18 protein-coding genes are annotated in these 17,473 nt (G+C 64.0%); 11 read left to right on the plus strand and 7 right to left on the minus strand.

Annotated features, from left to right (window positions below; translation table 11 throughout):
• The first annotated feature begins 43 nt into the window (after nt 1–43).
• The 8 genes from recA to PPGU16_RS02420 all read left to right on the plus strand — a co-directional run bounded on the left by recA (nt 44) and on the right by PPGU16_RS02420 (nt 8,687).
• On the plus strand, nt 44–1,120 hold the full coding sequence (recA, locus tag PPGU16_RS02385) for a recombinase RecA (protein ID WP_054929770.1): 1,077 nt from the start codon (nt 44–46) through the stop codon (nt 1,118–1,120).
• A 7-nt stretch (nt 1,121–1,127) separates the two neighbouring features.
• Entirely contained in the window at nt 1,128–1,922 is a 795-nt protein-coding gene (gene recX, locus PPGU16_RS02390) for a recombination regulator RecX (RefSeq protein WP_180721539.1), read from the plus strand.
• A gap of 170 nt (nt 1,923–2,092) precedes the next feature.
• A complete protein-coding gene (locus PPGU16_RS02395; protein ID WP_180721540.1) occupies nt 2,093–2,842 on the plus strand; it encodes a DUF2889 domain-containing protein in 750 nt (249 codons plus the stop codon).
• A gap of 55 nt (nt 2,843–2,897) precedes the next feature.
• Nucleotides 2,898–4,067, plus strand: a complete 1,170-nt coding sequence (gene sucC / locus PPGU16_RS02400) for an ADP-forming succinate--CoA ligase subunit beta (protein WP_035986466.1) — start codon at nt 2,898–2,900, stop codon at nt 4,065–4,067.
• A 115-nt stretch (nt 4,068–4,182) separates the two neighbouring features.
• Nucleotides 4,183–5,064, plus strand: coding sequence for a succinate--CoA ligase subunit alpha (gene sucD, locus PPGU16_RS02405; protein ID WP_054929773.1), 882 nt, complete (start codon nt 4,183–4,185; stop codon nt 5,062–5,064).
• Nucleotides 5,065–5,224: 160 nt separating this feature from the next.
• Nucleotides 5,225–5,950 carry a TerC family protein gene (locus PPGU16_RS02410; protein WP_180721541.1) on the plus strand — a complete coding sequence of 242 codons (726 nt, stop codon included), beginning with the start codon at nt 5,225–5,227 and terminating at the stop codon, nt 5,948–5,950.
• 138 nt (nt 5,951–6,088) lie between these two features.
• A complete protein-coding gene (locus PPGU16_RS02415; RefSeq protein ID WP_180721542.1) occupies nt 6,089–6,706 on the plus strand; it encodes a pilin in 618 nt (205 codons plus the stop codon).
• A 190-nt stretch (nt 6,707–6,896) separates the two neighbouring features.
• A complete protein-coding gene (locus PPGU16_RS02420) occupies nt 6,897–8,687 on the plus strand; it encodes a PglL family O-oligosaccharyltransferase (protein WP_180721543.1) in 1,791 nt (596 codons plus the stop codon).
• A 106-nt stretch (nt 8,688–8,793) separates the two neighbouring features.
• On the opposite strand, the gene moaC is transcribed toward PPGU16_RS02420, so the two are convergent.
• Complete coding sequence (gene moaC, locus PPGU16_RS02425; RefSeq protein WP_180721544.1) at nt 8,794–9,270, minus strand: cyclic pyranopterin monophosphate synthase MoaC; 477 nt, start codon at nt 9,268–9,270, stop codon at nt 8,794–8,796.
• 234 nt (nt 9,271–9,504) lie between these two features.
• Here moaC and PPGU16_RS02430 point away from each other — a divergent pair, with 234 nt between their 5' ends.
• On the plus strand, nt 9,505–11,193 hold the full coding sequence (locus PPGU16_RS02430; protein WP_180721545.1) for a M48 family metalloprotease: 1,689 nt from the start codon (nt 9,505–9,507) through the stop codon (nt 11,191–11,193).
• An 8-nt stretch (nt 11,194–11,201) separates the two neighbouring features.
• Here the strand turns inward: PPGU16_RS02430 and PPGU16_RS02435 are convergent, their stop codons facing one another.
• From PPGU16_RS02435 to PPGU16_RS02460, 6 genes are all read right to left on the minus strand, one after another.
• On the minus strand, nt 11,202–11,798 hold the full coding sequence (locus PPGU16_RS02435; RefSeq protein WP_180721546.1) for a DUF2946 family protein: 597 nt from the start codon (nt 11,796–11,798) through the stop codon (nt 11,202–11,204).
• Nucleotides 11,791–12,876, minus strand: a complete 1,086-nt coding sequence (locus PPGU16_RS02440; protein ID WP_243460565.1) for a hydrolase — start codon at nt 12,874–12,876, stop codon at nt 11,791–11,793. The genes PPGU16_RS02435 and PPGU16_RS02440 overlap by 8 nt, the downstream gene beginning before the upstream one ends.
• A 78-nt stretch (nt 12,877–12,954) precedes the next feature.
• On the minus strand, nt 12,955–13,401 hold the full coding sequence (locus tag PPGU16_RS02445) for a nuclear transport factor 2 family protein (RefSeq protein ID WP_007590089.1): 447 nt from the start codon (nt 13,399–13,401) through the stop codon (nt 12,955–12,957).
• Nucleotides 13,402–13,583: 182 nt separating this feature from the next.
• Complete coding sequence (gene waaF / locus PPGU16_RS02450) at nt 13,584–14,609, minus strand: lipopolysaccharide heptosyltransferase II (RefSeq protein ID WP_180721547.1); 1,026 nt, start codon at nt 14,607–14,609, stop codon at nt 13,584–13,586.
• Nucleotides 14,610–14,796: 187 nt separating this feature from the next.
• On the minus strand, nt 14,797–14,991 hold the full coding sequence (locus tag PPGU16_RS02455; RefSeq protein ID WP_007590092.1) for a zinc-finger domain-containing protein: 195 nt from the start codon (nt 14,989–14,991) through the stop codon (nt 14,797–14,799).
• A gap of 69 nt (nt 14,992–15,060) precedes the next feature.
• Complete coding sequence (locus tag PPGU16_RS02460; RefSeq protein ID WP_054929782.1) at nt 15,061–15,984, minus strand: branched-chain amino acid transaminase; 924 nt, start codon at nt 15,982–15,984, stop codon at nt 15,061–15,063.
• Nucleotides 15,985–16,304: 320 nt separating this feature from the next.
• Between PPGU16_RS02460 and PPGU16_RS02465 the strand changes: the two genes are divergently transcribed.
• Nucleotides 16,305–17,069 (plus strand): AzlC family ABC transporter permease, encoded by a 765-nt coding sequence (locus tag PPGU16_RS02465; RefSeq protein WP_180721548.1) that lies wholly within the window; start codon nt 16,305–16,307, stop codon nt 17,067–17,069.
• The gene (locus PPGU16_RS02470; protein WP_035986440.1) at nt 17,066–17,389 is read left to right on the plus strand and encodes an AzlD domain-containing protein; all 324 of its coding nucleotides are present in this window, start codon (nt 17,066–17,068) and stop codon (nt 17,387–17,389) included. Before PPGU16_RS02465 ends, PPGU16_RS02470 begins: the two co-directional genes overlap by 4 nt.
• Nucleotides 17,390–17,473 lie beyond the last annotated feature (84 nt).

Raw genomic sequence — 17,473 nt, forward strand, 5'->3', positions numbered from 1 at the left:
CACACCTGCCTCAGACGCCGTTCATCATAGCAAAGGACGATTCATGGAAGAAAGCAAGAAAGGCTCGGCTGGACTGACTGCGGAAAAAAGCAAGGCACTCGCGGCCGCGCTTGCGCAGATCGAAAAGCAGTTCGGCAAAGGGTCGGTCATGCGGCTCGGCCAGGGTGAGGCAGTCGAAGATATCCAGGTGGTCTCCACGGGATCGCTGGGCCTCGACATCGCGCTGGGCGTTGGCGGTCTGCCGCGTGGCCGTGTGGTGGAAATCTACGGGCCGGAATCGTCGGGTAAAACCACGCTGACGCTGCAGGTCATCGCCGAAATGCAGAAGATCGGCGGCACGGCGGCGTTCATCGACGCGGAACACGCGCTTGATATTCAGTACGCGCAAAAGCTCGGCGTGAACGTCAGCGACCTGCTGGTCTCGCAGCCGGACACGGGCGAACAGGCACTCGAAATCGCGGACGCGCTGGTGCGTTCGGGTTCGATCGACATGATCGTGATCGACTCGGTGGCGGCGCTGGTGCCGAAGGCCGAAATTGAAGGCGAAATGGGCGATTCGCTGCCGGGTCTGCAGGCGCGTCTGATGTCGCAGGCGCTGCGCAAGCTGACGGGCACGATCAAGCGCACGAACTGCCTCGTGATCTTCATCAACCAGATCCGCATGAAGATCGGCGTGATGTTCGGCAACCCGGAAACCACCACGGGTGGTAACGCGCTGAAGTTCTACGCATCGGTGCGTCTGGACATTCGCCGTATTGGCTCGATCAAGAAGAACGACGAAGTGATCGGCAACGAAACCCGCGTGAAGGTCGTGAAGAACAAGGTGTCGCCGCCGTTCCGCGAAGCGATCTTCGACATTCTCTACGGCGAAGGTATCTCGCGTCAGGGCGAAATCATCGATCTCGGCGTGCAGGCAAAGATCGTCGACAAGGCGGGCGCCTGGTACAGTTACAGCGGCGAGCGCATTGGTCAGGGCAAGGACAACGCGCGTGAATTCCTGCGCGAGAATCCGGACATTGCACGCGAAATCGAAAACCGTATCCGTGAGTCGCTGGGCGTGAATGCGATGCCGGCGGGCGCCGCCGTCAGTGCCGACGAGGAAGTAGGCGAAGAGGAGTAATCGTCGCGTGATACGCAAGGGCCGCTCCGCTTCCTCGACTCCGGGCGCAGGACGCAGCGCGGGCGGCCCGCGTGACGACGATGCATTCGAATCGTCGTCACGCGTGTCTTCAAGCTCGTCTGTTTCTACCGCAGCATCGTTTTCAAGCGACTCGTCATCCGACAGCTTCGATCCATTCGAATCGTTCGATGCGCATGATCGTGCCGCCGGCCTGGGTGCCGCTTCGCGTGACCGCCCGAATGCGAATGCCGGCAGCGAAGAAGTCGCCGAGGAAGTCACCTATACGCGCTCGCGTCGCCAGCCAGGCGAAGGCAAACCCGCTGATACAGCGAGCCGCGCTTCACAACGTCCAACACGCTCTCTCAAAGGCCGCGCGCTCGGCTATCTTTCGCGCCGCGAATACAGTCGCGCTGAGTTGTCGCGCAAACTCTCGCCGTACGCGGAAGAGGGCGAATCAATCGACGCATTGCTGGATTCGCTCGAAAGCGAAGGCTGGTTGTCGAATTCCCGTTTCGCCGAAAGCCTGCTTAACCGGCGCGCGTCGCGCATGGGGGCGGGCCGCATCGTCAATGAGCTCAAGCGTCATTCGGTCGGACAGGAACTGGTCGAAGAAGTCAGCGCGCAGTTGCGCGAAACCGAACTGGCGCGGGCGCAGGCCGTCTGGCGCAAGAAGTTCGGCACGTTGCCTGAAACGCCTGGCGAACGTGCCAAGCAGGCGCGCTTTCTTGCAACGCGGGGTTTTTCTCAGGGAATCATCGGGAAGATTCTGAAGGGAATCGACGAAGACTGGCCGTCGGAATAATGCGGCACGCAGTGCATACCGAAATGACGCACTGCACGAAACACCTCGCCGAAACGCCATCCCCAAGGCGGCTCAAACCCGCCCCCGTCAAGCCTCTGCGGGCTTCGGCCAGTCTCAAATACCCAGTATGCTAAAATTCAGGGGTTCTTCAATCCGGCCTTTGTTCTCGCATGCCGCTTTCTCCACCAGTGTCCCGACAGTTGCGCCATCGCCGCGCAATCCGAGCGGAGGCATTTGAGCGTGAAGATGGCCTGTGGGATATCGAGGCATGCCTCACCGACGAAAAGCCACGTGACGTGACGCTTGCGTCGGGTGTCCGGCCGAACGGCTCGCCGATCCATGAACTCTGGCTCCGCATCACGATCGATCGCAAGCTCAATGTCGTCGACGCTGAAGCGTCGTCCGACTGGGTTCCGTATCCCGGTCTGTGTGAAGCCTCCAATCCCGCCTATCGTGCCCTCATCGGGCTCAATCTCTTCCATAACTTCCGTCGCGATGCTGCCCGTTTGCTGGCCGGCACGGCTGGCTGCACGCATCTCACCGAGTTGTGCGCAATTCTGCCCACTGCCGCCATCCAGGCGTTCGCAGGCGACGTGTGGAACACGGATAAAGGCAGGCCGGGAAGCGAGGGGCCCGCGAGTTCGCCCAATGGATCAGCAGACGCTTCGACCAACGGCACGCACGGCAGCATCGGACAAGACGCCAAAGATAACGCTTCGAGCGAGCAAGCAACCCAACACGCAAGCGAGCAACCAAACGACAAACCGCCATTCCAGCTGGGCCGCTGCCACGCGCTGCGGTTCGATGGCGAGGCGGTGCGACAGTTTTATCCGCGCTGGTACGGCCACGCGCCGCGTTCAGCGGATCGCGCGGATGCCGCACCCGACGGACAGGCCGTGAAGGCGGCGCGTCCGGAGTAAGCGGTCCAGCCGGAAGCGAAGTTCAATCCAACTCTCAGACTGAAGGGAATCACGCATGAAGATTCACGAGTACCAGGGTAAGGAAATCCTGCGGAAATTCGGAGTCGCGGTACCGCGCGGCAAGCCGGTCTTCTCGGTGGATGATGCGGTCAAGGCCGCGGAAGAGCTCGGCGGCCCGGTGTGGGTCGTCAAGGCTCAGATCCACGCGGGTGGCCGTGGCAAGGGTGGCGGCGTGAAGGTCGCGAAGTCGCTGGATCAGGTTCGCGAGTACTCGAACCAGATCCTCGGCATGCAACTCGTCACGCACCAGACGGGCCCGGAAGGCCAGAAGGTGAATCGCCTGCTGATCGAAGAAGGCGCTGACATCAAGAAGGAACTGTATGTCGGTCTCGTCATCGATCGCGTTTCGCAAAAGATCGTCGTGATGGCGTCGAGCGAAGGCGGCATGGACGTCGAAGAAGTTGCGGAAAAGACGCCTGAGCTGATCCACAAGATCGCTGTCGACCCGTCGACCGGTCTGAAGGACGCTGAAGCGGACGATCTGGCAACGAAGATCGGCGTTCCCGCTGCTTCGCTGCCGCAAGCACGCGCGATCCTGCAAGGCCTGTACAAGGCATTCTGGGAAACGGACGCATCGCTGGCCGAAATCAACCCGCTGATCCTGACGGGCGACGGCAAGGTGATCGCACTGGACGCCAAGTTCAACTTCGATTCGAACGCACTGTTCCGTCATCCGGAAATCGTCGCTTACCGCGACCTGGACGAAGAAGATCCGGCTGAAGTCGAAGCGTCGAAGTTCGACCTCGCGTACATCTCGCTCGACGGCAACATCGGCTGCCTGGTGAACGGCGCTGGTCTGGCAATGGCGACGATGGACACGATCAAGCTGTTCGGCGGCGAGCCGGCCAACTTCCTCGACGTCGGCGGAGGAGCTACGACCGAGAAGGTCACGGAAGCATTCAAGCTGATGCTGAAGAACCCGAACCTGACGGCGATTCTCGTCAACATCTTCGGCGGCATCATGCGTTGCGACGTGATCGCGGAAGGCGTGATCGCGGCTTCGAAGGCGGTCGATCTGCAAGTGCCGCTCGTCGTGCGCATGAAGGGCACGAACGAAGACCTCGGCAAGAAGATGCTGGCCGATTCCGGCCTGCCGATCATCTCGGCAGACAGCATGGAAGAAGCTGCGCAGAAGGTCGTCGCGGCTGCCGCAGGCAAGGCCTGATCGCCCCGGCGCTTATCACCGGATTACGAATGGCGGCGTGCGAGCGGCGCGGGCAAAGCGTATTTGCTGCGCGCAACGCCATTGAGCACGCCACCAAACGAACAGAGGTCAATACATGTCGATTCTGATCAACAAAGACACCAAGGTCATCACGCAGGGCATCACCGGCAAGACCGGTCAGTTCCACACGCGCGCATGCCGTGAATATGCAAACGGCCGCGAAGCATTCGTCGCGGGCGTGAACCCGAAGAAGGCTGGCGAAGACTTCGAAGGCATTCCTATCTACGCTAGCGTGAAGGAAGCCAAGGAAGAAACGGGCGCGACCGTTTCGGTCATCTACGTGCCGCCCGCAGGCGCCGCTGCTGCCATCTGGGAAGCCGTCGAAGCCGATCTCGATCTCGCGATCTGCATCACGGAAGGCATCCCCGTTCGCGACATGATCGAAGTCAAGGACCGTATGCGCCGCGAAGGTCGCAAGACGCTGCTCCTCGGACCGAACTGCCCGGGCACGATTACGCCGGACGAGCTGAAGATCGGCATCATGCCGGGTCACATCCACCGCAAGGGCCGTATCGGCGTCGTGTCGCGTTCGGGCACGCTGACGTATGAAGCAGTTGGCCAGCTGACCGCGATCGGCCTCGGCCAGTCGTCGGCAGTCGGTATCGGCGGCGACCCGATCAACGGTCTGAAGCACATCGACGTCATGAAGATGTTCAACGACGATCCGGATACGGACGCCGTCATCATGATCGGTGAGATCGGTGGCCCGGACGAAGCGAACGCGGCTTACTGGATCAAGGACAACATGAAGAAGCCGGTGGTTGGCTTCATCGCTGGCGTCACGGCGCCTCCGGGCAAGCGCATGGGCCACGCCGGCGCGCTGATCTCGGGCGGTGCGGATACGGCCGACGCGAAGCTGGAAATCATGGACGCATGCGGTATCAAGGTCACGAAGAACCCGTCGGAAATGGCGCGTCTTCTGAAGGCGATGCTGTAAGACGTGTTGCGATAAGCTCAAGAAACGCCGGTCATTGCCGGCGTTTTTTGATACTCTTACGAAGTCCTTTCGTAAGACGCGACGATAAGCGAGGGAGCGAGCAATTGCTGCCTCGCTTTTTTGTTGCCGTTTGCTTTCGCTACCTTCTATCCTGCTTTCCATGCTCGAATTCCTCACCACGCTCCATTGGGGCGCCGTCTTCCAGATCATCGTCATCGACATCCTGCTGGGTGGCGACAACGCCGTCGTGATCGCGCTCGCCTGCCGCAACCTGCCGCCCGCGCAGCGCACCAAGGGCGTGCTGTGGGGGACGTTGGGCGCGATTCTGCTGCGCGTGGCGTTGATCGCATTTGCCGTCGCGCTGCTCGATGTGCCGCTGCTCAAGTTCGCAGGCGGCCTGCTGCTGCTGTGGATCGGCGTGCGCCTGCTCGCGCCCGCGCCCGACGCGCACGCGAATGTCAAACCCGCCGACAAGCTGATCACAGCCATCAAGACGATCATCGTGGCCGACGCCGTCATGAGCCTCGACAACGTGATCGCGATCGCGGGCGCTGCCGAGGCTGCCGAACCGCATCACCGCATTGCCCTCGTCGTGTTCGGGCTGATCGTCAGCATTCCGCTGATCGTCTGGGGCAGCCAGCTCGTGCTAAAGCTGCTGGACCGTTACCCCGTGGTCATTACGCTGGGCGGCGCGCTGCTCGGCTGGATCGCGGGCGGCCTCATCATCAACGACCCGGCGGGCGACCGTTGGCCGGTGCTCGATACGCCGGTTGCCGAGTACGGCATGAGCATCGCGTGCGCGCTGTTCGTCGTGCTCCTCGGCTATGCGTTGAAGCGACGCAACGCCCACCGCATTGCCGGCCACACCCCGCCGGGCACGCATTGACCGCACTCACTCTACCGATCCATCCGACCGCGCACCATTAGCCATTCGGCCGACTGCCGGCGCGATTCGCGGCTCGCTACGATCGAAGCGCCTGTCCTGATTCCCGGGGCAGGCGCTTTCGTTTTGAGGAGTCTGCTGATGACCGCTATCGTTGCCGTTGCTTCGTTGTCCACGCTTCATGCGCCCTGGCTGCGCGCCCGCTCGCCGCGCCCATGGCGTGCCCCGCTTGCTCGCATCAGGCGTTGGTGGGGCTTCACGCTGATCGAACTGATGATCGTGCTGGCCATCGTCGGCGTGATCGCCGCGTATGCGATCCCTGCGTATCAGGACTATCTCGCGCGCAGCCGCGTCGGCGAGGGGTTGTCGCTGGCGTCAGCGGCGCAGTTGACGGTCGGCGAGAACGCCGGCAGCGGCAATGCATTCGGCAGCGGCTACGCGTCGCCACCCGCCACGCGCAACGTGCAGTCGATCCATATCGACGACGACACGGGCCAGATTACCGTCGCGTTCACGACGCGCGTATCGGACGAAGGCGCGAATACGATCGTGTTCGTGCCGTCCGCGCCCGACAGCGCCGACGCGCCCACCGCCCGTGTGGCGCTGACGAAGGGCGCGGCGCAGAAGGGGACCATCACGTGGGAATGCTTCGCGGGCGGCAAGGCGGCCTCGTCGCTGCCGGCCCCGGGCGCCGGCCCGTTGCCCGCCGATGCGCCGACGCTGCCGTCGAATCTCGCCCCGCCCGAGTGCCGCAGCTGAGCGGACGCGGAAGAGTCGCGACGCAAGTGGGCATGAGTCCGGCATGAGCCGGTATAAACCGAACCTGCATCAAATGCCGCGGCAAAAGTTTCCATGCCGCGGCCGGATTCCGGGTTATTTCCGCCGAGCCGACGCACAGCGTAAGGATTTTTTTGTATAGTGCGCCGGTTGCTGACGTCCCCGGTTACTCATGCCCAACCCCTTCGCACGCTATCTTTCACTGTTCTTATTGGCGTGTGCGTTGATCCTGCCGTATGCAGTCGTCAACCACACGTATCCGATTCCGACCTTTTACGCCGAGTTTACGGCGCTGTCGCTCTATCTGCTATTGGGCGCGGGCATCGCGTTTCTGGTGTCGACGGCACGGCCGCGCGTCCCATTCGCGTCGCCCGTCGTCGCGCTGGTGCCGCTGGGGTTCGGGCTCGTGCTGGTCGCGCAGTCGCTGGTGCTGCCCGTCGCGCAACCGTCGATGAACTGGCTCGGCGCGGGCTTCCTGCTCGCCGCGTTCATGGCCACGCACGCGGGCTTCGGTTTCAGCAGGGCGAATCTGACGGAAAACGCCTTCACGGTTGCGGCGTTCGCGCTGGTCGTGGGCGGCCTCTTTGCCGTGTTTTGCCAGACGATCCAGCTGTTCCACCTCGAGGTGAAGGTGACGCCGCTCGTGGTCGCCTACAGTGTGCTGACCGAGCGCCGGCCGTTCGGCAACATGGCGCAGGCCAATCACCTCGCGACCTACATCGCGTTCGCGACGGCGGGCGCGATGTACCTCGTGCAGACGCGGCGTATCAACGTGTTCATCTGGCTGCTCGTATCGGCCATTTTTTCAGGTGGCCTGGCGTTGACCGTGTCGCGCGGACCCTGGCTGCAGATGGGCGTGATCGTGGTCGCGGGGTTCTGGATGGCGTTTGCCGAGCAGCGCCGCAATCCGTCGTTCCGCCGCAGTAATCGTGAGTGGCTGATTCCCGTCGTGCTCGCCGTGCTGTTCTTCGCGGTGAATGCGGCGGTCCGCTGGGCGAATGTGCATTACGACCTGGGTCTGGCCCAGTCGGCCGCGGAGCGCATGAAGGACTCGAGCCAGATCGCGCCGCGTCTCGCGCTGTGGAAGTACGGCTGGACGATGTTCCGCACGCATCCGTTGCTGGGCGTCGGTTGGGGCGAATTTCCGCGCTATCAGTTCGATCTCGCAAAAGCGCTGGGTGGCGTCGAGATTGCCAACAACTCGCACGACATCTTTATCGATCTGCTCGCGAAGACGGGGCTGATCGGACTGGGTATCGTGCTGCTCGGTCTCGCCGCGTGGTTCGTGCGTGTGGTGCGCGCGCCGCATACGGCCGCGCGTGTGTTCGGTCTCGCGCTGATCGGCGTGCTGGTGATGCATGCGCTCGTCGAGTATCCGCAGCAGTACATGTTCTTCCTGCTGCCGGCGATGTTCGTGATCGGCCTGCTCGACACGAAGCCGTTGCGGCTGATTCCGGGCGGTATGTCGTTCGGCGCGTTCCTCGTGATCGTGTTCGGCGGACTGGCTGCGCTGTATCCGATCTATCGCGACTATGCGCGCTCCGAAGTGCTGTACTACGGCTCGCGTCCGTTCGATCAGTATCGTGAAGATCCGTCGTTCCTGTTCGGCGCGTGGGGCGAGTATGGGATGGCGACGCTCCTGCCGATGAACTCGCAGGATCTGCCGCACAAGCTCGCGATGCATCGCCAGGCGATGGCGCTGTTGCCGGGCGAAACGGTGCTGCGCCGTTATGCGGTGTTGCAGGCGTTGAGCGGCGACACCAACGGCGCGTTCGATACCGTCGACCGTCTGAAGATCTTCGCCGAGGAACTGCACGACTGGCCTTCGCAGCTCGCGTATCTGTACGATTTGTGCGATCAGCAGAAGACGCTGGGGGCGTTCAAGGCGGAACTGATGAAGAAGTACGGCACGCCGCCGAAGGACATCAACAACGATGACGAGGAAGGCGACGACGAGGATTGATGCGTCGTCGGCCGTCAGATACGAGAGCGGCGCGTTGAACGCGCCGCTGCTTCTGCGAGAGTGGAAAAGACTCAGGAGGCACGCTACGCAAGCGCGCTGTGAAACCTCACTCCGCCACCCAATCCCCCGACTTCCCGCCGTGCTTCTCCATCACCTTCACATCGGTGATGGTCATCCCGCGATCGACGGCTTTACACATGTCATAGACCGTCAGCAGCCCGACCTGCACGGCCGTCAGTGCTTCCATTTCGACCCCCGTTCTGCCGAGCGTCTCGACCTGCACCCGGCAATGCACGGCAGGACCCGACTCGTCGAGCTCGAAATCGACTGCGACGCGGGTGAGCGCCAGCGGATGACACAGGGGAATCAGATCGGCGGTGCGCTTCGCGCCCTGGATCGCGGCGATGCGCGCGATGCCGATCACGTCGCCTTTCTTCGCCTCGCCTTTGCGGATCAGATCGAACGTGGCGGGCAGCATACGGATCGTGCCGCGCGCAACGGCAATCCGTTTCGTCTCCGCTTTACTGCCGACGTCGACCATATGCGCCTGGCCGGCTGCGTCGAAATGAGTGAGTTCGGGCATGGTTGGCTCCTTCAGAGGGCGCCTATCATAGCAGCGCAAGCGCCGCGCGGCAGTCGGGAGCAGGGCGGCGAAGAATCACGATAACGCACAAAGCGTGCGGATGCCTGACTGTGCGCAACCCGTCATCCCTGCACCGACAAGGAAGCCGACGCGCTCACCGCAGCCGGTACAATCCGAACCAAGGCCATTCCTTCCGGCACCTTACGCCGCTTTCGATTTCGCCCATCGTCCGCAATGCGTCTGAAACGGTTTCTCGCTGCATTGTTGTCCGTCACGCTCGCCGTCCCGCCCGCGATCATCGCGCAGCCGTCGAACCTGTCGGATCTGCCGCTCGTCACCGGGCCGCTCGACACGTACGGCGCGGCGGCCCTGCCGCCCGACATCGCGCAAGGCGTGTTCGGCCTCTACGGCGGCGCGCAGTCGCGCTTCTCGGGCAACCCCGGCGGCAACGCGAGCCTGCGTGCACCCATGTCGACTCAACCATTACCCGATCTCGGCGACGGCTCGGGCGGCTCGCTCACGCCGCAAGCCGAACGCAAGCTCGGCGAGCGCGTGATGCGCGAAGTCCGCGCCGATCCGGACTATATCGACGACTGGCTCGTGCGCGACTATCTGAATTCGATCTCCGAAAAGCTCGCCGCGGCTGCGAGCGCGCAGTTCATCGGCGGCTATCGTCCGGATTTCGATCTGTTCGCGATGCGCGACGCGCAGATCAACGCCTTCTCGCTGCCGGGAGGCTTCATCGGCGTGAACACGGGCTTGATCGTCGCGACGCAGACGGAATCGGAGCTCGCGTCCGTCGTCGGCCACGAAATGGGTCACGTGCTGCAACGGCACATCGCGCGGATGATCACGGCGGGCGAGCACAGCGGCTACGCGGCGCTCGCGGGCCTGCTGCTCGGCGTGCTGGCGGGCGTCCTCGCGCACAGCGGCGACCTGGGCAGCGCGATCGCGATAGGCGGGCAAGCCTATGCCGTCGACAACCAGTTGCGCTTCTCGCGCGCCGCCGAACATGAAGCAGACCGTGTCGGCTTCCAGATGCTTGCGGGCGCGGGCTATGACCCGTACGGGATGGTGTCGTTCTTCGAGCGGCTCGATCGCGCGTCGATGAGCGACGCCGGCGCGCCCGCCTACGCGCGCACGCACCCGCTGACGGGCGAGCGTATCGCCGACATGTCCGACCGCGCGCGCCGCTCGCCGTACCGGCAGCCGCGCCAGTCGTCGGAATACGCGTTCGTACGCGCGCGGGCGCGCGTGCTGCAGGACCGCTCGCGCAGCGAATACGCAGACGACCTTTCGCGGATGCGATCCGAAATCGAAGACCGTACCGCACTGAACGTGGCGGGCAACTGGTACGGCATCGCGTACGCGCAGATGCTGCTCGAGCGATACGACGACGCTTCGGCGTCGCTGGCGACCGCGCGCGCCGCGTTCGATGCCAACGCGCGCGCCGAGGGCGATCCGGCGCGCAGTTCGCCGAGCCTCGACGTGCTCGCCGTCGATATCGCCCGGCGCGCCGGACGCAACGACGAAGCCGTGCGTCTCGCGGACATCGCGCAAAAGCGCTGGCCGCAATCGCACGCGGCCATCGAGATGCGTCTGCAGACCCTCCTCACCGCGCGTCGTTTCGGCGAGGCGCAAACGCAGGCGCAGCGCGAGACGCGCGCCGATCCTCAGCAGCCCGTCTGGTGGCGTTATCTTGCGCAGGCGAGCGTCGGCACGGGCGACGCGCTGACGCAGCATCGCGCGCTCGCGGAGAAGTTCGCGCTGGAAGGGGCGTGGCCGTCGGCGATCCGGCAGTTGAAGGAAGCGCGCGATATCAAATCGGTCGGCTACTACGACCTTGCGACGATCGACGCGCGCCTGCATGAGTTCGAGGCGCGCTATAAGGAAGAGCGCGAGGACGAGAAGAACAGCAGCTAGCGGGCGTCTTAGGACGAAGTGGTGCCCGCAGCGACACGCGCCGCAGGACTTGCGACGAATCCGAAGCGCTTCTCGACCTCGGCCTTGCGCAAGGGTTCGAGTTTCAGGATCTCATCGTCACGCCAGCGGAAGTCACCGCTTTGGCCGTCGCTCGCAAGATCTGTGTGCTCGGAGAAAAGATCGAGATCGTGGTCGTGCAGCACAGCGGCGCGGGCGGGCGTCGACCGATCGGTGAAGAGAATGCCGCCTTCGTCGTCGAGATACGCGGCGGCCGGCTCGAACGCCGCGCCACCCTGATCCGTCAGCATGAGCTTTCCGCTAACGTCATCGCGAGCGAGCCGCACGACGAAAGGCGTGTAGCCGAGTTCGACATACACCCGCTGCGGGCCGTTCTGGAAGAACCATTGGCCCGTCGCGTCGGCTTCGTAGTTGCGGTTGATGAAGCCGAGCAGGGCGGTATGCCGGATCGGCTCGCCGGGCGCGCCCGCGGCTTGTGCCGCGTCGTCGCGCATACGCCAGTTGCCGCGCCGGTCGAGCAGCAGCCAGCCCGTGCAATGCGGCACGTTTGGCCATTTGGCCAGGGCCTGCTTGACGATGTCATCCATGTCGCGTGAACGGGTCGAGGTAGCCGAAGACCCGGCGCGAAAGCCAGTCGATCCGGCCGGGGAAGGGGCCCGTCATGAAGCCGACGTGTCCGCCATGCTCCGGTTGATCGAGTTCCACTGTGGATGATACCTCGCTGCGCGACGGCAGCACCGCGCCCGGCAGGAATGGGTCGTTGCGGGCGTTGAGCACGAGTGTCGGCACGGTGATTTCGGGCAGCAGCGGGCGCGTGGTCGAGCGGGTCCAGTAGTCGTCCGCACTGCGAAAACCGTGCAGCGGCGCCGTCACGACCTCGTCGAACTCGTGCATCGTGCGGCTGGCGAGCACCTCGTTCAGATCGTACAGACCGGGGTACTGTTCGAGCTTTTGCTGCGCCTTCTGCTTGAGTGTCTTCAGGAAGCTACGTGTGTAGATCAGCCCGAAGCCTTGCGACAGCGCGCGGCCGCCCGCGTGCACGTCGAGCGGCGCGGAGATCGCCGCCGCCGCCGCGATGATCGACGCGTCCTCACGGCGCTCGCCGAGCCAGCGCAACAGCACATTGCCGCCCAGCGACACGCCAGCCGCCACAATCGGCCCCGGGTGCTGCTCGCGCAGCCGCCGCAGCACCCAGTCGACCTCGTTGCTGTCGGCGAGGTGATAGAAGCGCGGCGCCAGGTTCATCGGACCGCTGCAACTGCGAAAGTGCGGCACGACGCCATGCCAGCCGCGCATCTGGGCGCTCGCCATCAACGTGCGGGCATAGTGGGAGTCCGAACTGCCTTCGAGTCCGTGAAAGAGCACGAACAGCGGCGCATCGGCGGCTGCGGGAGAGGCGGCGAGCGGATCGGGGACGAGCCAGTCGAGATCGATGAAATCGCCGTCCGGCGTATCCCAGCGCTCGCGCCGGTAGGTCACCTCGGGACGGCGGCCGAACAGCGCGGGAACGATGGTCTGGATGTGGCTGTTGGGAAGCCAGAGCGGCGCGCGGTACAGCATGTCGACGGTCGCTTCGACCGACGTGCCCACGGCAGCCCCAACCGCAGCCGCGGCTGCATCGAGGGCCGGTCTGGAAGAAGCTTTATTGTCGTGGGTCGTGCTCATGCCAACACCGGTATTCAGTCGAAGCCCCAAGCCGTGGTTTTCGCCGGGACTTCCGTCAAGCTGGTCTCGCGGGGCGCGTCAGTGCAGCGCGCCCTGACCATGTCTCATTTTGGCAGCAAACTGCGAGGCAGTTTCGTTCGGCATCGCACTCGCGTGAATATGCGCGATCTTCCATTCGCCGCGCTCGTGGACCATCACATACGTCGTGAAGATCATCGCCGGCACGGCGGCCGGATCGGCCGGCCGATGCGCTTCGGCAATGGCGTAGACCACGGTGCCGAGACTGTCGTAAACGCGAATGTCGAGCGGCTCGATCGAGACCGGCTGCGCTTCGAGCTGAACGGTCAGCCCCGAGCGGATCGCGTCGAGACCATGCAGATGCGAGCCGTCGGCGCAGATACAACTGACGAATTCCTCGTCGATCCACAAGCCCATCAAACTGTCGATATTGACCTCCGCGACTGCCTGGTAATAGGCATTCAACGTGTCCGCAGCGGCTTCGAAGATGTGGGCAAAACGTGGCATGGCTCGTCAGTCTCTTGCGCGCAAGGCGCGCGGTTGCGGGTCAGTGTTATGCAGCAGGCCATCCGCCAGCATGCTCGCGCCTCAAGACGCGGGCATGACGCTGCTGGCGGCGCGGGACGGCGCCCCGCGCGAAGCTCGACCGATGGCTCAGCAGGCCCTTCGACGTCCCGATGGTCCGATGCTCAGCGTTGCGCGAGCAACATTCCACGCAGATCGTCGAACACCTGTTCGGCGCTGAGTTGCCGCAGGCAGTTCAGATGGCCCAACGGACATTCGCGCTGAAAGCACGGACTGCACTCGAGATGCAGCCATTGTACCTTTGCGAGGTCCGACAAGGGCGGCGTGTGGCGCGGATCGGTCGATCCGTACACGGCGACCAGCGGACGGCGCAGCGCGGCTGCGACGTGCATCAGCCCGGAATCGTTGGTGACGACGGCGCTTGCCCGCGAGATCAGCGCGCAAGCCTCGCCCAGCGCCGTCTGGCCGCACAGGTTGCGTACGTTCGGCGCACGGTCGGCGATCGCCTGGGCAATGGGCGCGTCTTTCGGCGAGCCGAGCGCGATGATCTTCGTGTACGGAAACGACTGGCCGACCATCTGCGCGAGCGCCGCAAAGTGCTCGGGCGGCCAGCGCTTCGCCGGACCGTACTCGGCGCCCGGGCAGAACACCAGCAGCGGCACGCGCGTGTCCAGATTGAAGCGCGTCGATACGCGCGACGCTTCGTTCAGGTCGGCGTCGAGCCGCGGCGGCGGCAGATTCTCGGGCACTTTCGCGCCCGGCGCGTAAGCAAGCGCCGCGTACTGGCCGACCATCGGCGGACGCTCGTCCTTGCGCGGGTTGGCGTGCCGCACGTTCAACAGGCCGTAGCGGCTTTCGCCCGTATAGCCGATACGCAGCGGAATGCCCGCCATCCACGGAATCAGCGCGGACTTCAGCGAATTGGGCAGCACGTAGGCCGCGTCGTAGCCGACGTCGCGCAGGTCGCTCGCGAGCTGCCAGCGGCGGAGCATCTGCAGCTTGCCATGCGCGAGATCGGTCGCGTAGACATCGCGGATTTCCGGCATCCGTTCGAGCACAGGCGCGACCCAACTGGGCGCGACGGCATCGATCGCGATACGCGGATGCAATTTCACGAGGCGCGCAAACAGCGGCTGCGCCATCAATGCGTCACCGATCCAGTTCGGTGCGATAACCAACGCGCGACGCATCAGGGTGAGTTTCCGATGTCGAAAATAAGGCGCCGCGCGCTCGAGGCGCGCGGTGCCGGGTTGTCAGGGAGTGTGGACTGCAGCTCAGGCCATATCGGCACGCGCGGCGGGAAGTTCAGCCTTCTGCCCGCTCGATCGAGCGATGCGCGGCGCCGTAGCCCATGCGGCAGACAAGCAGTGCAGCGGATCAGTGACCCTTGATCACTTCGCCGTCGCGCAGCTTGTAGCGCGTGCTGCAGTAGGGGCAGCGCGCTTCGCCGTGCGTCACGTCGATAAAGACGCGCGGATGGTTGCTCCAGCGCGGCATCGACGGGTTCGGGCAATACGCGGGAAGATCTTTCGCCGACAGTTCGACCAGCGGCATTTCCTTGATTTCGCTCATAGGGACTTTCTCGTTGTATGCACAAGGCGGGCGCGTCCGGCTTTCTGCCTGCGACGCGCCCGCCGGGAATCAGATCTTCGTCAGCCAGTGCGCGTACTTCGCGCTCTTGCCGTTCACGATGTCGAAGAAGCCCGATTGCAGCTTCTCCGTGATCGGGCCACGGGTGCCCGAGCCGATGGTGCGGTTGTCGAGTTCGCGGATGGGCGTGACTTCGGCGGCCGTGCCCGTGAAGAACGCTTCGTCGCACGTATAGACTTCGTCGCGCGTAATGCGCTTTTCGATCACTTCGATACCCGCGTCTTTCGCCAGCGTGATGACCGTGTCGCGCGTGATGCCGTCGAGGCACGACGACAGATCCGGCGTGTACAGCTTGCCGTTGTTCACGAGGAAGAAGTTCTCGCCCGAGCCTTCCGACACGTAGCCGTCCACGTCGAGCAGCAGCGCTTCGTCGTAGCCGTCGGCCGTGGCTTCCTGATTCGCGAGGATCGAGTTCACGTACCAGCCCGACGCCTTCGCCCGGACCATGGAGACATTCACGTGATGGCGCGTGAACGACGAGGTCTTCACGCGGATGCCCTTCTTGATGCCGTCTTCGCCGAGATACGCGCCCCACGGCCAGGCGGCGATCGCGACGTGAATGGTGTTGCCCTTGGCCGACACGCCCAGCTTTTCCGAGCCGACCCAGATGATGGGGCGCAGGTAGCACGACTCCAGCTTGTTCTCGCGAACGACTTCGCGCTGCGCGGCGGCGAGCGTTTCGTGGTCGAACGGCACGTCCATCTGGAAGATCTTGGCCGAGTTCAGCAGGCGCTTGGTGTGTTCCTGAAGACGGAAGATCGACGTGCCGCCGTCAGCCGTCTTGTAGGCGCGCACGCCTTCGAAGACGCCCATGCCGTAGTGCAGCGTATGGGTGAGGACGTGGATCTTGGCGTCGCGCCAATCGATGAGCTTGCCATCCATCCAGATCTTGCCGTCGCGGTCGGCCATTGACATACGATTCTCCAGGCGGTGCGGGTTCGCGGGTTCGCGAGTTGGAATTGTGACGTCTGATCGTGACGTCGCGAGTGACGTTCGACTGTGGCGTCGCTTTCAGGTGTTCGGCGCGTGGCGCGACCACGACAGATGCGCTCGGGCCACGCAGCGAAAAGCGTTATTTTAGCGTCTTTTGCACAATCAACGGGCATTTGCGGGCACCCCGGACGCTATAATCCGGCGGTTGCTGAAAACTAACCGGATGCGCCAGCGGCTGCTACACGACCTGGCGCTGACCTCCTGTCATCGTGGCGCTCGTCGCGCCGCGCTGCATTCGCCTCATGCTCGCTCGCTTGTCCGACCTCGATCGCCGCGCTTTCCGTGATGGCGCGCGCGCCTACTCGCCGACACTCATGGCGATCTTCTCCTGGGGCCTCGTAACGGGCATCGCGATGAGCAAGTCGGTGATGACCGTGCCGCAATCGCTCGCGATGTCACTGCTGGTCTATGCGGGCTCGTCGCAGCTGGCCGTGCTGCCGCTGATGCTCGCCAAGCTGCCCGTCTGGACGATCCTGCTGACGGCCGCCATGGTCAACACGCGCTTCGTGATCTTCAGCGCGGGTCTCGCACCGCATTTTTCCTATCTGCCGCTGTACCGGCGGCTGCTGGTCGGCTATTTCAACGGCGACGTCATCTATCTGCTGTTCCAGAAGAAGGCTTTTCAACCCGGCTATGTGCCCGGCAAGGAAGCGTATTTCTGGGGTATGGCCGTCTCCAGCTGGCTGTCGTGGCAGGTCTCGTCGATCATCGGCATCCTGCTGGCCAGTCTTTTTCCCGATAACTGGGGCCTGTCGCTCGCGGGCACGCTCGCGCTGATTCCCGTGATGGTGTCGGCGATCTCGTCCCGCTCCACATTGGCGGCCGTGAGCGTCGCGGGCATCGTGGCGCTGATCGCGTTCGATCTGCCTTATCGCCTCGCGCTGCCGCTCGCCGTGGTGACGGCGATCATTGCGGGCACCGCCGCCGACGCGCTGGTCGAGCGCGCCGACCTGCGCCGCATCCGCAACAGCACGGGAGCGCCGGGGCGTCCAGGAGATACGCGATGAGCACGCTGCAGATCTGGCTGGCGATCATCGGCATGACGTTTGTCACAGCGCTGACACGCGCGCTGTTTCTGATCGGGGGTGAGCGCACCGTGCTGCCGGAGCGCGCGCAACGGATGCTGCGTTACGCGCCCGCAGCGGCGCTCGCGGCTGTCGTCGTGCCGGACGTGCTCGTCACGGACAGCGGCGTGTCCATCGCGCTGTCGAATCACGAGCTGTACGGCACGCTCGCGGGCCTCGCGTGGTTTTTGTGGCGGCGGACGATGCTCGGCACGATCGTCGTCGGGATGCTGGTGTTCACGGCGCTGCGGTTGATTTTCTGAAGGCGGTCGCTGTCGGGCGCGTGAATGTTGCGCTGCAATATCGCGCAACGCCCGCTGCAGCCGGCAAATACTGGGATTCGCTCG

Source organism: Paraburkholderia largidicola (genome assembly GCF_013426895.1).
Taxonomy (GTDB): domain Bacteria; phylum Pseudomonadota; class Gammaproteobacteria; order Burkholderiales; family Burkholderiaceae; genus Paraburkholderia; species Paraburkholderia largidicola.

What these genes read in the sequence shown, in the direction of transcription:
- PPGU16_RS02460 (WP_054929782.1), bottom strand. Translation starts at nt 15,984, where the DNA reads ATGTCAATGGCCGACCGCGACGGCAAGATCTGGATGGATGGCAAGCTC.
- sucD (WP_054929773.1), top strand. Translation starts at nt 4,183, where the DNA reads ATGTCGATTCTGATCAACAAAGACACCAAGGTCATCACGCAGGGCATC.
- PPGU16_RS02465 (WP_180721548.1), top strand. Translation starts at nt 16,305, where the DNA reads ATGCTCGCTCGCTTGTCCGACCTCGATCGCCGCGCTTTCCGTGATGGC.
- PPGU16_RS02415 (WP_180721542.1), top strand. Translation starts at nt 6,089, where the DNA reads ATGACCGCTATCGTTGCCGTTGCTTCGTTGTCCACGCTTCATGCGCCC.
- PPGU16_RS02420 (WP_180721543.1), top strand. Translation starts at nt 6,897, where the DNA reads ATGCCCAACCCCTTCGCACGCTATCTTTCACTGTTCTTATTGGCGTGT.
- PPGU16_RS02435 (WP_180721546.1), bottom strand. Translation starts at nt 11,798, where the DNA reads ATGGATGACATCGTCAAGCAGGCCCTGGCCAAATGGCCAAACGTGCCG.
- sucC (WP_035986466.1), top strand. Translation starts at nt 2,898, where the DNA reads ATGAAGATTCACGAGTACCAGGGTAAGGAAATCCTGCGGAAATTCGGA.
- PPGU16_RS02455 (WP_007590092.1), bottom strand. Translation starts at nt 14,991, where the DNA reads ATGAGCGAAATCAAGGAAATGCCGCTGGTCGAACTGTCGGCGAAAGAT.
- PPGU16_RS02440 (WP_243460565.1), bottom strand. Translation starts at nt 12,876, where the DNA reads ATGAGCACGACCCACGACAATAAAGCTTCTTCCAGACCGGCCCTCGAT.
- PPGU16_RS02395 (WP_180721540.1), top strand. Translation starts at nt 2,093, where the DNA reads ATGCCGCTTTCTCCACCAGTGTCCCGACAGTTGCGCCATCGCCGCGCA.
- waaF (WP_180721547.1), bottom strand. Translation starts at nt 14,609, where the DNA reads ATGCGTCGCGCGTTGGTTATCGCACCGAACTGGATCGGTGACGCATTG.
- PPGU16_RS02430 (WP_180721545.1), top strand. Translation starts at nt 9,505, where the DNA reads ATGCGTCTGAAACGGTTTCTCGCTGCATTGTTGTCCGTCACGCTCGCC.
- PPGU16_RS02445 (WP_007590089.1), bottom strand. Translation starts at nt 13,401, where the DNA reads ATGCCACGTTTTGCCCACATCTTCGAAGCCGCTGCGGACACGTTGAAT.
- PPGU16_RS02410 (WP_180721541.1), top strand. Translation starts at nt 5,225, where the DNA reads ATGCTCGAATTCCTCACCACGCTCCATTGGGGCGCCGTCTTCCAGATC.
- recA (WP_054929770.1), top strand. Translation starts at nt 44, where the DNA reads ATGGAAGAAAGCAAGAAAGGCTCGGCTGGACTGACTGCGGAAAAAAGC.
- PPGU16_RS02470 (WP_035986440.1), top strand. Translation starts at nt 17,066, where the DNA reads ATGAGCACGCTGCAGATCTGGCTGGCGATCATCGGCATGACGTTTGTC.
- moaC (WP_180721544.1), bottom strand. Translation starts at nt 9,270, where the DNA reads ATGCCCGAACTCACTCATTTCGACGCAGCCGGCCAGGCGCATATGGTC.